19 protein-coding genes are annotated in these 17,037 nt (G+C 35.5%); 16 read left to right on the top strand and 3 right to left on the bottom strand.

The window, feature by feature from the left end:
* Position 1 precedes the first annotated feature (1 nt).
* From PZ898_RS06500 to PZ898_RS06430, 15 genes are all read left to right on the top strand, one after another.
* Complete coding sequence (locus PZ898_RS06500; protein ID WP_062671767.1) at positions 2-634, top strand: hypothetical protein; 633 nt, start codon at positions 2-4, stop codon at positions 632-634.
* A 21-nt stretch (positions 635-655) separates the two neighbouring features.
* Positions 656-1,432, top strand: coding sequence for an ATP-binding protein (locus tag PZ898_RS06495; RefSeq protein ID WP_120231652.1), 777 nt, complete (start codon positions 656-658; stop codon positions 1,430-1,432).
* 11 nt (positions 1,433-1,443) lie between these two features.
* Positions 1,444-2,133, top strand: coding sequence for a response regulator transcription factor (locus tag PZ898_RS06490; protein WP_202839383.1), 690 nt, complete (start codon positions 1,444-1,446; stop codon positions 2,131-2,133).
* A gap of 140 nt (positions 2,134-2,273) precedes the next feature.
* Entirely contained in the window at positions 2,274-2,666 is a 393-nt protein-coding gene (locus PZ898_RS06485) for a DUF1398 family protein (RefSeq protein WP_277695080.1), read from the top strand.
* A 131-nt stretch (positions 2,667-2,797) separates the two neighbouring features.
* Complete coding sequence (locus tag PZ898_RS06480; protein ID WP_277695079.1) at positions 2,798-3,475, top strand: DUF2490 domain-containing protein; 678 nt, start codon at positions 2,798-2,800, stop codon at positions 3,473-3,475.
* A gap of 77 nt (positions 3,476-3,552) precedes the next feature.
* Positions 3,553-4,557: a bestrophin family ion channel gene (locus tag PZ898_RS06475; RefSeq protein WP_062671777.1), complete on the top strand. Its 1,005-nt coding sequence runs from the start codon at positions 3,553-3,555 to the stop codon at positions 4,555-4,557.
* Between the two features lie 135 nt (positions 4,558-4,692).
* Complete coding sequence (locus PZ898_RS06470; protein WP_062671779.1) at positions 4,693-6,306, top strand: Na+/H+ antiporter; 1,614 nt, start codon at positions 4,693-4,695, stop codon at positions 6,304-6,306.
* Between the two features lie 219 nt (positions 6,307-6,525).
* Positions 6,526-6,951, top strand: coding sequence for an SRPBCC domain-containing protein (locus tag PZ898_RS06465; RefSeq protein WP_277695078.1), 426 nt, complete (start codon positions 6,526-6,528; stop codon positions 6,949-6,951).
* A 3-nt stretch (positions 6,952-6,954) separates the two neighbouring features.
* Complete coding sequence (locus PZ898_RS06460; RefSeq protein ID WP_277695077.1) at positions 6,955-7,461, top strand: GNAT family protein; 507 nt, start codon at positions 6,955-6,957, stop codon at positions 7,459-7,461.
* On the top strand, positions 7,458-7,841 hold the full coding sequence (locus tag PZ898_RS06455; protein WP_062671784.1) for a VOC family protein: 384 nt from the start codon (positions 7,458-7,460) through the stop codon (positions 7,839-7,841). Before PZ898_RS06460 ends, PZ898_RS06455 begins: the two co-directional genes overlap by 4 nt.
* A gap of 35 nt (positions 7,842-7,876) precedes the next feature.
* Complete coding sequence (locus tag PZ898_RS06450) at positions 7,877-8,899, top strand: glutaminyl-peptide cyclotransferase (RefSeq protein WP_277695076.1); 1,023 nt, start codon at positions 7,877-7,879, stop codon at positions 8,897-8,899.
* Positions 8,900-9,001: 102 nt separating this feature from the next.
* Complete coding sequence (locus PZ898_RS06445; RefSeq protein ID WP_277695075.1) at positions 9,002-10,027, top strand: glutaminyl-peptide cyclotransferase; 1,026 nt, start codon at positions 9,002-9,004, stop codon at positions 10,025-10,027.
* A gap of 143 nt (positions 10,028-10,170) precedes the next feature.
* The gene (locus PZ898_RS06440; protein WP_277695074.1) at positions 10,171-11,133 is read left to right on the top strand and encodes a hypothetical protein; all 963 of its coding nucleotides are present in this window, start codon (positions 10,171-10,173) and stop codon (positions 11,131-11,133) included.
* Between the two features lie 27 nt (positions 11,134-11,160).
* The gene (locus tag PZ898_RS06435) at positions 11,161-11,775 is read left to right on the top strand and encodes a deoxynucleoside kinase (RefSeq protein ID WP_002977952.1); all 615 of its coding nucleotides are present in this window, start codon (positions 11,161-11,163) and stop codon (positions 11,773-11,775) included.
* Between the two features lie 86 nt (positions 11,776-11,861).
* A complete protein-coding gene (locus PZ898_RS06430) occupies positions 11,862-12,212 on the top strand; it encodes an ArsC/Spx/MgsR family protein (protein WP_277695073.1) in 351 nt (116 codons plus the stop codon).
* Between the two features lie 54 nt (positions 12,213-12,266).
* Here PZ898_RS06430 and PZ898_RS06425 read toward each other — a convergent pair whose 3' ends face one another.
* From PZ898_RS06425 to PZ898_RS06415, 3 genes are all read right to left on the bottom strand, one after another.
* Positions 12,267-12,740 carry a hypothetical protein gene (locus PZ898_RS06425; RefSeq protein WP_120231642.1) on the bottom strand — a complete coding sequence of 158 codons (474 nt, stop codon included), beginning with the start codon at positions 12,738-12,740 and terminating at the stop codon, positions 12,267-12,269.
* A gap of 62 nt (positions 12,741-12,802) precedes the next feature.
* Complete coding sequence (locus PZ898_RS06420; RefSeq protein ID WP_047433612.1) at positions 12,803-13,108, bottom strand: DUF493 family protein; 306 nt, start codon at positions 13,106-13,108, stop codon at positions 12,803-12,805.
* Positions 13,109-13,148: 40 nt separating this feature from the next.
* Positions 13,149-13,820 (bottom strand): DUF4197 family protein, encoded by a 672-nt coding sequence (locus PZ898_RS06415; protein WP_277695072.1) that lies wholly within the window; start codon positions 13,818-13,820, stop codon positions 13,149-13,151.
* A 365-nt stretch (positions 13,821-14,185) separates the two neighbouring features.
* On the opposite strand from PZ898_RS06415, the gene PZ898_RS06410 reads away from it, so the two are divergent.
* The gene (locus tag PZ898_RS06410; RefSeq protein ID WP_062671806.1) at positions 14,186-17,035 is read left to right on the top strand and encodes a SusC/RagA family TonB-linked outer membrane protein; all 2,850 of its coding nucleotides are present in this window, start codon (positions 14,186-14,188) and stop codon (positions 17,033-17,035) included.
* The last annotated feature ends 2 nt before the right edge of the window (positions 17,036-17,037 follow it).

The raw sequence follows: 17,037 nt of genomic DNA, 5'->3' as shown, positions 1-17,037 counted from the left end.
ATTGGATCACTGGATTGAAATATTGTCGTTAATAGGAAAAGGCATTCTGCTGATTAATCTGGCAGTATACTGTATAGGCTTTTCCGGAGGAGGAAAAGCCTATACATACTTCATCAGCTATCTGGCCTGGATATTACTATGTGAAATTGTTTTCTATGTATTGAACTCACAGAAGATCAATAATCTGTTTTTCTCACATTATTATCTGATAGGTCAGTTTTTGTTACTGGGGTTATTCTTCCATGAAATTGTAACGGAAAAATACCAGAAAAAAACAGCACGTACACTTTTAATTATCATTCCCGTAGTTCTTGTTATACAGTATATCATATACCCCGAAAAGTATTATGTTTTTAATCTTTTTGAAATTTTTGTCACATCTTATTCAATCATAATTCTGGCATTATTTCATTTATATAATATACTGGATACCCAAAAGAAATACAATTATATAAGCCTGGGACTTTTACTTTATCTGATAAGCAGTACTGTCATATTTTTGTCCGGAAACCTCTATACGGTGATGAATAGAAAACTGCATAAAGAGATCTGGGTTTTCAATGTTGTTATGTTTATTGTGTATCAGATTTTTATTCTGATAGATTATCTGTCTTCCCGCAAAAAAAATGTGTAATTACTGTTATGATTTTACAAAATGAATGAGAATACAATTATTTCCACTATCGTTTATACCTTTCTGGCATTTACCTTACTGGCCGTCACCCTGATCATATTTTATTATTTTTCGAATAAGAAGATAACAAGAAACCTTATTCAGAAAAAAGAACTGGAGGTGAGATATGAGAAAGATCTTACCCATGCTATCATCAGTGCTCAGGAAAAAGAAAGGCTGCGCATTGCTCAGGATCTGCATGACGATATCAGCTCAAAACTCAGTGTGGTTTCTTTAAATATCCATCTCCTGGATTTTGATAATCTGACAAGAGAAGAATACAACGATCTGAAAAATAAAATTATACATCTGGTCAACAAAACAGCAGAAAGTGCCAGGCAGATCTCGCATGATCTCCTTCCTCCGATTTTAGAAAAATTTGGACTCCATGCTGCAATAGATGCATTGTGCTCAGAAATTAACCTGTCCAAAACCCTGCAGGTTACTTATTCCAACAGTTTATACTTTGCAAAAGCAGAAGAAGAAAAAAATTTACATATCTTTAGAATACTTCAGGAGCTCATTAACAATTCCATAAAACACGGAGAAAGTACGCATATTGATATAGAATTTTTTGGGAAAGACGGAAAAAATACCTGTCTCTATAAAGATGATGGTAAAGGATTTAATCTGAATGAAAATACTTTGAAAGAAGGATTAGGCTTAAGAAATATCAGAAGCCGTGTAGAACTGATCAATGGAACACTGAAAATTGAAAGTGAAAACAATAAAGGAATTACCGTAGAATTTACATTTTAAATCGTTATAAAATGGAAAAGGATATAATTCGTGTCATAATTGTAGACGATGAAGCGCTCTTTCGTCAGGGAATTTCATTGTTGATACAGAGAGAAAAAGATATTGAACTGGTAAGTGATTTCAGCAATGGGAAAGAGCTGCTGGATGAGCTTGTAACCCTGGAAGAACTGCCCGATATAATCCTGATGGATCTCAATATGCCTGAAATTAACGGAGTAGAGGCAACCAAACAAATCCATATCAAATATCCCCAGATTAAAATTATTGCCTTAACGAGCTATAACACGAAAGCATTTATTGTCAATATGATACAGTCCGGGGCCTGCTCCTTTCTTAAAAAAAACTCAAGCCCTGCAGAATTGCTCACGGCAATCCGGGAAGTACACAGCAAAGGTTTCTTTTATAATAACGAGGTAATGGAAGCCTTACATCAAAACCTTACAGAACCTAAGAAAAAGGTTTCCAGTATTTTTGATGCCAATCATATTTCCAAAAGAGAAAAAGAGGTATTGGAACTCATCTGCAAACAGTACAACACTTCTGAGATTGCGGATCAGCTTTTTATAAGCTCCAGAACCGTTGAAGGTCATCGAAACAGCCTTCTGCTTAAAACAGGAGCCAAAAATACTGCAGGCTTAGTGGTATATGCCATAGAAAGTAAAATTGCAGATATGAACTATTTAAAAGATAGGTTCGAATAAATAGTCATACAGCTGTTTTCATTAAAAATTAATTGAAATTTATATTTTCTGATTAAATTAGCTTTTGTTTTGATAAACAGAACACAATGGATTGTTTATGAAAAACAATAATTTATAGTTAAAACAGAAAATACAAAAGAATGAAATTTACAATTGAAAACATCAAAGCAGAGCACCAGAAAGTAAAAAGCGGAGCCGATTTTCCTAAATATATTCAGAATATAAAAACGTTGGGGGTTTCTCACTATAAGGCGTACGTTCAGGATGGAAACACAGAATACTTCAATCACGAAAATCAATCTGTTCATACAGGAAAAAAGTATGAGCCTCTTGCTATTTCGGATACTTTAAATCTTGAAAATTTTAAAATAAGACTGAAACTTCATCAACAGGGAGGAACAGATTATATGACTTTCTGTAAAGACTGTGCCGAAAACGGAATCAAAGGTTGGACGATGGATCTACAGGCGATGACCTGTACTTATTTTGACCAGAATGAAAGTGATGTTCTGACCGAACAGGTTCCAGGATAATCTTTTACAAAAAAACGGATGCAGACCATTGCATCCGTACTTCTTTCCATTAACTTATAAAATATTGTTTGCTATTATTGATTTAAAATATTAATTTTGTTAAAAACGATAGATAATAGTAATTGACAAACATGAGAAAGGTTTTTACGAAGTTGGCATTCACTGTATTAGGTTTGGGATCCATTTTGACATTTGCTCAAAAAAATGATCTTGGAGCATGGTATATGTATTTTGGAAATAATAAGATCAGCAAGAAACTGAACTGGCACAATGAAATTCAGTACCGTAATTTCGACGCCGTTGGAGACCTGGAACAGTTACTGATCCGTACAGGAATCGGGTATGATCTTACAGAGAACAATAACAATGTTTTATTAGGATACGGTTTCATTCTCAGCCAGCCTTACGTAAACGGTGAAAAAAAAGAAAATATTGAACACCGAATCTTCCAGCAGTATATTACTAAGCAGAAATTCGGACGTTTCTATATTCAGCACCGTTATCGTTTGGAAGAACGCTTTCTGGAAGATGATTTCAGAATGAGATTCCGTTATATGCTGGGAGTCAATATTCCGATTACTCAAAAAGAGATGCTGCCGAAAACCCTTTACGCATCAGTATACAACGAAATTTTTCTGCACTTCGATAGTCCGGTTTTCGACAGGAACAGAGTGTATGGAGCTTTAGGATATGTCATCAACAAAAATATGAGGATTGAAGCAGGGTATATGAACCAGATTCAAGAGAACAGAAACCGGGGACAGATTCAGATTGGTTTTTATAATAATATCCCATTCACTAAGAACTAATAAAACTGTTACTGAATGCTGTGAGGAAAACCATTATCTGAAAATAGATCATCATAAACATTATAAAATAAACACTTATGCATTCAGGAAAAAGATTCGGAGCCCGCGAGTTCATTATCTGGACCAGAAGAAGTATTTACGCTTTGGTTGTACTATCAGCCATTCCTACAGTCCTGTACTTTTTAGGCTGGAAGTTTCTTTCTGTTCCCTGGCAGCCAATTGCCATTATGGGAACAGCGGTTGCCTTTATCGTTGGATTTAAAAACAATGCCAGCTATAGCAGACTTTGGGAAGCAAGACAGATTTACGGAGCGATTATTAATGACAGCCGCAGCTTTGGATATATTCTGAGAGATGCATTGTTCTCAAAAGATCCCGGTAAAGTAAAAGAAATGTTTCTTCGGCATTATGCATGGCTTACTGCATTGAGATTTCAGCTCCGTGAACCGAGAGCATGGGAAAATATGGGAACAGATCAGTTTGATGAATATGCTAAAAAATATGACATTCCCGAGAGACTGGCCACACTGGATGAAGAATTGAAGAAATACCTTTCAGAATCTGAACTTCAGTATATTTTGAGCAAAAAGAACAGAGCGACTCAATTGATGGCAATGCAAAGTAAGGATTTGTCCGAAGCGTATGAAAAAGGAGAAATCAATGATTTTCAATGGACACAGATCAACCAGCAATTGGTGAAGTTTACCGATAATCAGGGAAAGGCAGAAAGAATTAAAAATTTTCCCTATCCAAGAAATTTCTCTTCCATCACCACGTATCTTTTGCTTTTATTCATTGTTTTTGTGCCTTTCGGATTATTGAAAGAGTTCGATAAATTAGGTGAAGGAACCATGGTAGAAGGCTGGACATTGTGGTTCAATATTCCATTTTCTTTACTGGTAACATGGTGCTTCCATACCTTGGACAGCGTGGGGGAGGCTTCGGTAAATCCTTTTGAAGGAAGTCCCAATGATGTTCCTATCACTCAGATCAGCCGTACCATTGAAATTGATATGAGAGATATGCTGGATGAATCTGATCTTCCGCCTGCCATTGCTCCGAAGAATAATATTGTGCTTTAGATTAACCTTTTATGATCTTAGATATAGATTAATGACAGACTTCAAATATATCTAAAACCTATAAGGTTTGGGTAATAATAAATATTTGATATCCCATAAAAATAACACTTAAACTTAAAAAAAACTTACTTAAAAATGATTCACAGCTATGTTATAATATCCATTGCAGTACTGCTGTCTGTGATGATATTGGTAATGATCGGCCAGAAATTAAAAGTTGCTTATCCTATTTTCCTTGTTATTGCAGGATTGCTGATAAGCTTTGTGCCGGGCATGCCGCGTATTGAAATAGAACCTGATCTTGTCTTTCTGATTTTCCTTCCGCCTATTTTGTTTGAGGCCGCATGGTTTACTTCATGGCAGGATTTTCATAAATGGAGAAAACAGATTTTTTCGATGGCCTTCGGACTGGTGTTTTTAACATCCATAGTCGTTGCTTATCTTTCATCTTCCATTATTCCAGGGCTTACTGTAGCTATGGGCTTCTTGCTGGGAGGAGTAAATTCTCCGCCGGATGCTGTTGCAGCTACTTCGGTATTGAAGCATATGAAAATACCTAAAAAGATCACCAATATTCTGGAAGGCGAGAGTTTGATCAATGATGCCTCCAGTTTAATTGTATTTAAATTTGCTCTGGCCGCCGTTATTTCAGGACAGTTTATCTGGAGAGATGCCGTTCAGGATTTCTTTACCATGGCCATCGGTGGAATTGCGGTAGGAGTGGCGGTTGGGTTTCTGTTTGGAGCTTTATTAAAAGTTATCCCGACCAATTCCAATATCGATACCATTATTACCCTTATCGTTCCTTACATTATGTATGTGGGAGCAGAACATTTTCATTTTTCTGGAGTATTGGCAGTGGTTGCCGGAGGTCTGCTGATGTCCTATAATTCACATTGCTATTTAAGTCATACCTCCAGAATACAGTCCGGAAATGTTTGGAGTGTTTTGATATTTCTGATGAATACCATCATCTTTATCCTGATTGGTCTGGAACTTCCGATTGTAGTGGAAGGAATGAAAGAATATACCATTTCAGAAGGTATTTTCTACAGTGTAGTGATTGGTGGAGCGATTATCGGAACAAGAATTTTGTATAGTTACGCATTAATGTATTTCCCAAGAGTCTGCTCTAAAGAATTAAGATTAAAAGTTCCCAAACCGGATTGGAGAGAGCCGTTTATCATCAGTTTTGCAGCAATGAGAGGAGTGGTTTCACTGGCTGCAGCCTTGTCAATTCCTGCTTTTTTACCAAACGGAGAAGCGTTTCCGCACAGGAATATTATTTTATTTGTCACTTTTGTGATCATATTGATTACCTTGGTAGGGCAAGGTTTATTGTTGGCTCCCATCTTGAAATTATTAAATATTCAGGATGCAGGAAGTGAATTACCGGAAGAAAAACAGGAAGTAATCCTTATGCGCAAACTGAAGGAAACAGCTTTGCACAAACTTGATAATGACTTTTCTGAACTAGCTGTAACCAACAGTCTGGTTCGTCATCAAAAGCACAAGTTGGAAAATGAAATGATGCTGATGGCGGATAAAGCACAGTGTATGGCTTCCACAGGAGATTATGTAACCGCTATCAATGAAAATAAAGATGTCCTCCGACAGATCATTCAGGCGCAGAGGAATGAATTGCACAGAATGAAAAGAGAAAAGATATTTGATGATCACGTGATGAGAACCATTGAAATGCAGCTGGATTTTGACGAAGCCAAAATCACAGGTTTTTCACATGGATAATTACAAAATAAGCCACAAAAGTCACAAAAGGATAAAAGTTAAAATGAACTTGCAGCAATAAAAAGTTCACAAAAGGAAAATTCTGAAATTTTGAAGGCTTACGTGTACTTCTCATGAGTAGAAATTTAAACTTAATAATTTAGTAGATAAAACTTTGTGACTTTTGTGGTTAAAGATTATAGGTAAAATGTGTACATTTAAACATATTAAACCTATAATATGAGTACACCCATCACTGTTCAGTACACCACAAATGCTCCGGCTGAAAAAGTCTGGAAAGCATTAACCGATAAAAATGAAATGAAATCCTGGTATTTTGATATCCAGGATTTTGTTTTGGAAACAGGTAAGGAATTCAACTTCTATGAACCGGGAGGTGAGAATAAATACCATCACCACGCACTGATTTTAGAAGTAATACCCAATGAAAAATTAAAGCACACATGGTCCTATCCTGATTTTTCAGCCCTGAAGACCATCGTAACCTGGGAATTGTTGCCTGAGGGCGGACAAACTGTGGTAAAGCTAACCCATGAAGATATTGAAAACTTTAAAGAGTTAGGAGAAGGCTTTTCAAGAGAAAACTTTACAGAAGGCTGGAACACGATTTTGGGACAGAGTTTAAAAGAATATTTAGAAAAATAGATCATGATCACATTACATCCTTTTACGATAGAAGATGCTCCACAAATGATTTCAAAGATAAAAGACGAAAGGATGCTTCTTCAGTTTGCCGGGCCCGTATACCGTTTCCCTCTCACAGAAGAACAGCTGGAAAAGGACTTATCTGATGAAAACAGAACTCTTTTTAAAATTACAGATCAGACCGGAAATACAATCGGGCATGCCCAGATATTTCTAAAAGAGAAGACATTCCTGCTGGGAAGAATTCTGATCTGGGATGAAAATAACAGAGGAAAAGGCTATGGAAAGAAGGTTATGCAAGAGCTTTTGAAATATGGGTTTAATCATTTTGATAAAGAAACAGCAGAGCTGAACGTGTACGACTGGAATACCGGAGCTATAGAATGTTACAAAAAAGTAGGTTTTGCTTTTGATCCATATGTTAAAAGCGAAGCCAGGATTGATCAGGAAACATGGGTTTCTCTGAATATGAAAATCCATAAAAATACCTTTAAATTGCAGGAATCATGACACAGTTTACCGCACTTCGCCCTGTTTTCTGGACAGAAAATCTGGATGAAACAATTACATTTTATATGAATGTTCTCGGATTTACCCTGATGGGTAGAAATGACGACTGGCAATGGGCTTCTCTTCGTAAAAATGATATATACATTATGCTCTCCCAGCCTAATGAACATGAAAACAATCTTTCCATCGGGTTTTCAGGATCATTTTACTTCAATGTAAATCAGGTGGATGATCTTTGGGAAGACCTTAAAACAAAAGCCAAAGTCTGCTATGAAATCGAAACTTTTGAGTGGGGAATGAGAGAGTTTGCAATATATGACAACAATGGATACATATTACAATTTGGTGAACCCGCAGATAATATTGGCAATACGGAATAAAATTTGCTATTTTTGGAGAAATATTTAGAAATTCAATGAAAAAAAGTATAATAGCGGGTTTCGCAGCGATTTTATTATTGGCGTCTTGTAATAAGGATAAAGAAATTCTTAATACATTAAACACTTATAATACTTCAATGGAGGCGAAGGGATACCATTTCGGAGATAAGCTTGAGCTTCCGAAAGAGGTAACGGAAAATGCAGAAAGCGTAACAATCAGCTTTGGAGATAAAGAAACAACAGATTTAACAATTGATCCTAAATTTTTCACCTTAGGAGACAATGCTGTTACATTCAATATTAAAACAAAAGGAGGTGAAGTGCTAAATCAGGATGCTACCATCAATGTATTTGCAAAAAATCCTGAAAAAAATATTCCTTATCAGATTGTAGCGGAATATCCTCACAATCCTAAAAACTTTGTACAGGGTTTCCAGATTGAAGGAAATACCATTTATGAAAGTGACGGGCAGAACGGATCTTCACAGATTTTAAAATATACGCTGGGAACAACCACTCCGCTGGCTTCTACAAAACAGGCTCAGGAAGACTTTTCTGAAGGAAGTACCATCGTAGGAGACAAAGTATATCAATTGACATGGCAAAGCAAAAAAGGATATGTTTATGATAAAAGTTCATTAAAGCTGCTTTCAGAATTTGCTTATCCTAATGTATTGGGTGAAGGTTGGGGATTAACATATGACGGGAAAAGCCTGATTGCTTCTGATGGAAGTAAGCTGTTATATTTCCTTGATGTAAATGATCCTTCAAAACTGATCAAATATATTGCTGTTGCAGGAAGTTCTCAGGCATATGATCAGTTGAACGAGCTGGAATACCACAATGGATTTATCTATGCCAATGTATGGCAGAAGCCGATCATTTTAAAGATTAATCCAACAAATGGAGAAGTAGTGGGAACTTTTGATTTTACAGAAATTGCAAAACAGAATACCAAAGGAAGTGATGATGTACTGAACGGAATTGCCTTCAAAGGAGATAATATGCTGGTAACAGGAAAGAACTGGCCAAAGATTTACGAAGTTCAGATCAAATAATCTGATTCTATTGATAAAAAATAAAAATAGCGTTCCCTTGGGAGCGTTATTTTCGTTTTGAGGATTAAATTTTAGTACTTTTGGAAAATGATTAATACCTTCATGAAGCGAAATATCCATATTGCTTTGGCAGCCGCTTTATTCCTTGTCTCTTGCAGCAACAAGGAAAAAATGCTGGATTCTCTGGCGGATTACAATAACTCAAAAGAAGAAAAAGGCTATCATTTCGGTGATAAACTTGATCTTCCCAAAGAAGTGACTGAAAATACGGAAAGTATAACCATCAGCTTTGGGGATAAAGAAACAAAAGACTTAAGAATTAATCCTCAATTTTTTACATTGGGTGATAATAAAGTAGTCTTTGTGATTAAAACTAATCGCGGTGAAACTTTAAACCAGGATGCTACGATTAATGTATTTACTAAAACTCCTGAGCAGAATATTCCCTATAAAATAGTTGCCGATTATCCTCATGATCCCAAAAACTTTATTGAAGGTTTTGTGGTAGAAGGAAATACAGTGTATGAAAGTGATGGAATGAAGGGATCTTCTCAGCTTATAAAATATACTCTAGGATCTTCAGTTCCCAAAATTATGGCTAAGCAGCCCGCTGATATTTTCTCTGAAGGTTGTACGATTGTAGAAGATAAGGTGTATCAACTGACCTATCAGAATAAAATCGGTTTTATTTATGATAAAAATACTTTGAAAAAATTATCCGAATTTCCATTGCCTGGTGTAATTGGAGAAGGTTGGGGACTGACCTATGATGGGAAAAACCTGATCGCTACGGATGGTTCAAAGAATCTTTATTTTCTGGATGTTAATAATCCTTCAAAAGTAGTGAAAACAATTGCAGTTGGCGGTTATTCTACCGTTTATAATCAGCTCAACGAGCTTGAATATCACAAGGGATTTATCTATGCTAATGTTTGGCATCAACCTGTCATTCTAAAAATTAATCCTGCAAACGGAGAAGTCATAGGTAAACTTGATTTTACACAATTGACAAAGGAAAATGATGAGGGAGACAGCGAGCATGTCTTAAACGGAATTGCTTTTAAAGGGGATAATATGCTCGTGACAGGTAAAAACTGGGAGAAAATTTATGAAGCCGCTTTTCAATAAACTAATTATATCTATTGTAGAGCAGTTTTTTCATCAAGAAGATGGTCTCAATTTTGATTCACCTCAATGAAGATTCTATTGAAATAAAACCATCTTTTGAGTGAAGTTATTTTTCAGTAAATTGACCCCATTAAAAAAACAGAGTGAAGTTTTTAAACATACTATTTTTTTTTCTTTTCTGTATAGCTTCAGCGCAGAATATTCTTCCTTTGGATACATTGAAACTAAAGGAAGCTAAAGATATGCTTGCCGATGACTACGGAAATCTCTATATCTATAAAAACAAAGATTTCAGTTTTACCAAATACGATTCTTTAGGAAAACAGATCGGAAAAATGATGCTTACTGTACCCTATAAAGTTCAGAACGTTCAAAATCCTCTGAATGTACCTTTGTTTTCTGAAAATGCCCAGGAAATGAAATTTGTAGACCAGAATATGAATGAGATTCAAAGATTGGATTTTAAACAGAAATTTGGTTTTATCAGAATGGCTTATGCCGAAGATCTGCAGCAGCTGTGGCTTTTGGACGACAGTACAAAACGTCTGATACAATATAATTTCAGAAATGATACCACCATCAACTCATATCCTTTTGATATCAGTTTTGAAGATTTAATGGATATGCTGGTCTATGAAAATAAGGTCTATATCTTAACAAGAAAACATATCAGGATTTACAGCCTGAAATTTGAAAAACTTTTCGAAGCCCCTTTGGAAAACGGAAAACGTTTTCGAAGAGAGAATGATATGATCCTGGTGGTTGCCAGTAATTTCATTTCACAATATGTCCCTGAAAAAGGGATGACAACCATTTTTGAAGATCAGGAAGCACAAATTGTGGATAAAAACATCCTCTCTTATTTTGCAATCAAAGGGAACAAACTCTATCTTTACAGCCTTGAAAAAGTAAAGAAAGCCCAACAGCAAAAACAGCTCGAAGCTCAGCCGGAATTTCCTCCGCCATCTACAGAAAAACCAGTAGAAAAGATGGAAGAAAAACCAGTTGAGAATACAGCAGAGAAACCTTCAGACAATACTTTACAGAAATTGATTGAAGATATTTCCCAGGTTCAGACTGAGGCTGTCGAAAAACTTATCAACTAATCGGTAAATACAAGGAAAAAGAATATTATGCATATTGCAGTTACAGGAAACATCGGAGCAGGTAAAACAACTTTGACAACGATGCTTTCCAAGCATTACGGATGGGATGCACAATTTGAAGATGTAGATCATAATCCTTATCTGGAAGATTTTTATTCAGACATGAGCAAGTGGAGTTTCGCACTGCAGGTTTATTTCCTGGGGAGCAGATTCCGTCAGGTAAAAGAGATCAGAGAAAGCGGGAAAAACATTATTCAGGATCGTACGATCTATGAAGATGCCCATATTTTTGCGGAAAACCTGAATGATATGAACCTTCTTTCAGACAGGGACTTCAATAATTATTCATCAGTATTTGATCTGATGAAGTCTTTCGTATCTGCTCCGGATCTTTTAATCTATCTGAAATCTGATGTTCCTAACCTGGTTAAAAAAATCTACAAAAGAGGGCGTGAGTATGAAGCATCCATCAGTATTGAATATCTTTCAAAACTAAACCAGAAATATGAAAAATGGATCTCCAACTATACAGAAGGAAAATTGCTGATTGTAGAAGTGGATGATCTTGATTTCGTCGAAAAACCTGAAGATTTCGGGTTTATTCTGGAGAAGATTGAAGCAGAACTGCACGGATTGTTTTAACATATTTTTATCAGAACATTAAGACAAACTCAGGGTAAATCTTTTTAAATTTGTTAAGATCAAGTTTAATTTTTGAATAATGTATCATGGTAGTTAAAGTTTTACATAACGCAAACTGTTCAAAGTCAAATGCTGTACTGGAGTATCTTGACGAAAACGGAGTGCCTTTTGAGATCATTGATATAGTTGATGATCCATTAAGTCCTCTTGAAATAAGAACGGTGCTGAAGAAACTGAATCAGAGTGTTTTTCATATTATCCGTAAAACCGATAAGCTTTACGTTGAGAACTATGCAGATAAAAACTATTCAGAAGAGGAATGGATAAAGATTCTTTCCGAAAACCCATCTTTAATACAAAGACCCATTCTGGTAAAAGGTTCAGTAGCAATGCTGGGAAGACCTATTGAAAATGTAAAGTTCTTTATTGAAAAATAGATGAAACTTAATAAATAAAAAAGATCCGATCTGTTAAAGGGCGGATCTTTTATGTTATGGGGTTTTTGTAGTAACCGGGCCATTTATCGCCTTATATAAAGCTTCCAGTTCTTTTGGAGGACGTCCGGAATCAAATTCTGAGGAAGTATACTCTTTTCCGCCAGCGGTAATGATAATGGATGCTATCATTGCCCTGTCAGAATGCCTGCCCTCTGTAGGAGCTTTAAGATCTGATATCTTCGATAAATCAATAGTTTGAGCTAATCTGGAAACCATCTGCCATTCTGCGGGAGATATTTTAGTAGTAGTGATTTCTTCGTTAATATTGGATTCTTTTGAGGAAGGAGTGAAAACAATATCTCTGCTGAATCCTCTTGTCCTTTCTGTTAACCGGATCTGTTGAATCTTTTGTTGCTGAACTGCAGAAGAGATATTTTGGGTATTATTTTCGCTGTTATTTTTGTGCATACAGTTTGTAGCAGAGGTTGCTACAATGATATTAAACAGGATCAGTTGGATATTCATCATATTCTGTTTTTATGTATTAATAATAAAAAAACCGCTTCAACATGATGAAACGGCCTTTGTTTTTATAATAGAATAACGCCTTCTATTTTTGCTACTTCTTTATAAATATTCACTACCTGATTGGCATCCAGAACAAATGCATTGATATTGCAGGCTGTGTATTTTCCATTTTTGCTTTCGCGGTTTCCCAGTGTAAATTTAATACCATCAAAAACTCTGTAAATTTCAGTAAGTTTTGCCTGATCTGTAGGAATAATAAATTTAAATAAATAGTCCTCCGGAAAATCATGATGATCCTCCAGTTTCTCCCTCAAAGACTGATAAAAGTCTTCAGGGCTTGCGTGTTGATTTCCTTGTAATATATCCATCTGCAATTGTTAATATAATATAAATATAACGAAAAATTTCCTATTTTCCAAATGGTCCCAGCAGAGACTTGGAGTTCTGGTGTTCATAATCTTCGATGATGTTGAATAATCCATTTACCAGCTGTTCAGAAGCAAGTTTACTCAGTCCTCCTGAATTGACAGTGTTGTTATTTCCCCCTAAAAGGCTGCCCAGAAAATTACTTCCTGATAACGCTGTATTGATGGTTTTTACAATCCCATATTCATTCAGTTTTTCATCTACTTTAGGAGCAATGGCAGCAATAAGCTGTTGGGATGTTTTTTCCTTCAGAATCTGTGTAGCGGTTGTTCCCTGCATAATTCGCGTTACATCCTGAGCATTAAGACTGTTGACTGCATCCTGCAAAATGGGTTTCGAGGTGTTCACGGTATAAGCTGCAGCCTGTGCTATATAATCTCTTTCTTTGGCGACCAGTGAGGGTGCAATTTTCTCCAGCGTAGAATTGATATCTCTCAATTCTTTGGGAAGAGCTTTATCAACCATATTATTCTGCAGGAACGCTTCTTTATTCCCGTAGATACCCATTCCTTTATCAATACCATTGAGCAGAATTCTTTTTATAATAGAAAGCCCCATGTCTGATGTGGCCAGTGAAGTGCAGGATTGTACACTGGTGCTAATAACAGCACCGGTCCCGATCAGAAGAGCGGCTGCAATGATATATTTTTTCATTGATCTTTTATTATGTATTTCTAAGATGCTTTTGTCAAAAACTGCACCAAAGGTAATTACTATTCTGTATTTAACAAAATATTAAATTGAGTACATGTTTTGGTGAATATTGTGTCAAAAAAAATAAAATTTCATTTAGAGATATGATGAATAAAGTATCTTGATTTTAAATAAAGGATTATAAAATTTAATTTTTTAGTGTTTTTCATTTAATAAAAGGTGGAAATTTTTAAATATTTAAGATAGTTTAACAGTGTTGGATATTTTTTATATTTTTGGCTAATGTCTTTTTTTGAGATTTTAAATAACTCCACTATTTAGAGACAGGTACAAATTTGAATTTATTTGAATAAAATTGAAACTATATGAAACAAAGTAATTTAAAGTATTCAGGTCTCATTGCCGTTCTATACTTCGGGATGAATGTGAATGCACAGGTTACGCAGGATTCTGCTAAAGTCCAGAAAATCGACGAAGTCGTTATGATTGGATATGGTAGCCGTAAAAAAGTAGACAACACTACTTCTATTAGTTCTATCAGTGCGGAAGAAGTAACTAAAACTAAAGTGTTGAATGCATCACAAGCCATTCAGGGTAAAGCAGCCGGGGTACAGGTAATAGCTTCCGATGCACCAGGATCTACTCCGACAGTGATGATCAGAGGACTTGGTACAGTACTGGGGGGAAGAACACCTTTATATGTAGTTGATGGGATGTTTACTGATAACATCAACAATATTAACTCTAATGATATTCTGACTTATGATGTATTGAAAGATGCTGCAGCATTGGCTATCTATGGTAACAGAGCTGCTAATGGAGTAATTATCATTACGACAAAGTCAGGTAGAGGAAAATTAAGCGTTTCCTATGATGGATTAGTTGGATTTAGAACTCCTTTAAAAACCATTAAAATGGCTAACGGGTCTGAATTTGCAAATTATAATAATGCTGGTAAAGCAAGTAATTATTTGAATCCTAATCAACCCTATAATACAGATTGGTTTAAAGAAATTACAAGAACGGGAATTTACAACCAGCATAACTTATCAATTTCAGGATCTTCAGAAGCTGCAAAGTACTTTTTAAGTTTAAGTAATTATGATGAGCAGTCTATCCTTAAAGGAACAAATTATAACAGGACTACAGTAAGAACCAATAACGAGTTCAGAATTACCAAAGGAATCAGATTGGCGCAGACTTTAAGTGCAACATTTACTAATGATACTCCTAAATCGTATGGTGCTTTTACAAATGCTTATAAACAATCACCATTAGTCCCTGTATATTATCCGAATGGAAAATATGGTCAGCCTATTTATAATAAGACCAACGGGAATATCGATTATGAAGGAGGACGATTTAATAACGTAGGCAACCCGGTGATGCAGCTTGCTTATGACAATCAAAGAGGTAGAAATTTCTTATTACAAGGTGGATTAAAATTGGATATAGATATCTACAAAGATTTAAAATTTACCTCTCAATTTAGTGGAGAATATGGTAACTATAAATACTATAATTTCGTAAATTCAAAATCTTTCTGGTTAGATAGTGATCCTATGAGAACGGAAAACCAATACTCAGCTACGTCACCATTAACAAGGTTAACCAATAAAAGTCAGAACTATTTCAACTGGTTACTTAATAATTATTTAACCTATACAAAGAAAATTGAAAACCATGATATTGAAGTTGTTGTAGGTACAGAAGCTTCAGTAAAGAATGGGCTTGAGACTTTAATTATTAACAGGAAAGATGTTCCTATTGCAAAAGATTACTGGAATCTTAGCGGAGTTGATTACTATGGTAACCTGTATAGTGATAGTGATACAAAAGCTCTTGAATCAATAAAAGGAAACAGAAATACTACAATTTCCTATTTCGGAAGATTCCAATATAAATTTATGAATCGTTACTTATTAAGTGGAACGATCAGAAGAGACGGTTCTTCTCAGTTTGCTGCTGGTAATAAGTGGGGTACATTCCCATCATTTGGTGCAGGTTGGATTATTTCCGAAGAAAACTTCATGAAAGATGGTTTCTTTGACCTTTTGAAGCTTAGAGGTGGATGGGGTAAAATCGGAAACCAGAATGTTCCTTTGAATTATCTACCACTTTCAATGGGAGCAACTTATAATTATGCGTTTGGAAGTTCACCAGTAAGCAATGGAGTTACTGTTAATAAAGGTTACGATCCGGACTTAGGATGGGAAGTTACAGAAGAATCCTCTTTAGGATTAGATTTTGGAATCCTGAATAAAAGATTGACAGGTACGTTTGATATTTATAACAGAAAAACCAAAAATCTTATTTTGGGAGTTGTTCCATATATGGCAACTGGAATTTCTGATTTGAATTATTCTCATATGGGAAGTGTTGTTAATAAAGGTGCTGAGGTAAGCCTAAACTGGGCTGATAAAGTAGGCGAGGATTTTACCTATTCAATTGGTGCCAATTATTCTTACAATAAGAACAAACTTGCCAGCATTAATCTTTCTAAGCCTGTTTCTCAAATTGTTGGAGGAAATCTTGGAAACGGACAAGATACAAAACTTTTTAACGCTAATGCAGTTGGTTATGCATTAGGAAGTTTCTATTTATGGGAAGCTGATGGTTATGATGCAAATGGTAACCTGAAGTTTAAAGACTTGAATGGTAACGGAATTACAGGAAGTGCAGATCCTGGAGACAGAAGATTCTTTGACTCTTACATACCAAAGTCAACATTAGGTGTTAATGTTTCAATGTCCTATAAAAATTGGGATTTTGCCCTAAGTGGTTATGGAGCTTTCGGATTCAAAGTGTATAACGGTAAAAAAGCACAAAGGAATGGTGGAGAAAATGTCGAAGCTTCTGTAGCGAATGATTTTTGGACTCCTACAAACACTAATGCAGCAAATCCTGTAAATCCTGCAAATATTCCAATTGCATCTACATTCTATTTGGAAAGCGGAGATTATTTCAGAATCAATAATATTTCAGTAGGATATACATTTAAAAATGTAACGGATTATATGAAATCAATTAAGCTTTATGTAAGTGCAATTAATCCTTTTGTTTTCCAGAAATACTCAGGATATTCCTCAGAATTATCAGGATATAATCCTGCGGATCCTACTGCAGAAGGAGATCCTTACAAACGTGCGGGGGTAGAATTAGATGCTTACCCTACATTAAGATCTTTTGTATTTGGTGTTAACCTAAATTTTTAAAA

Origin of the sequence: Chryseobacterium sp. WX, from assembly GCF_029542485.1 — a bacterium.
GTDB lineage: Bacteria > Bacteroidota > Bacteroidia > Flavobacteriales > Weeksellaceae > Chryseobacterium > Chryseobacterium cucumeris.
This window is presented reverse-complemented; position numbering and strand designations above follow the sequence as displayed.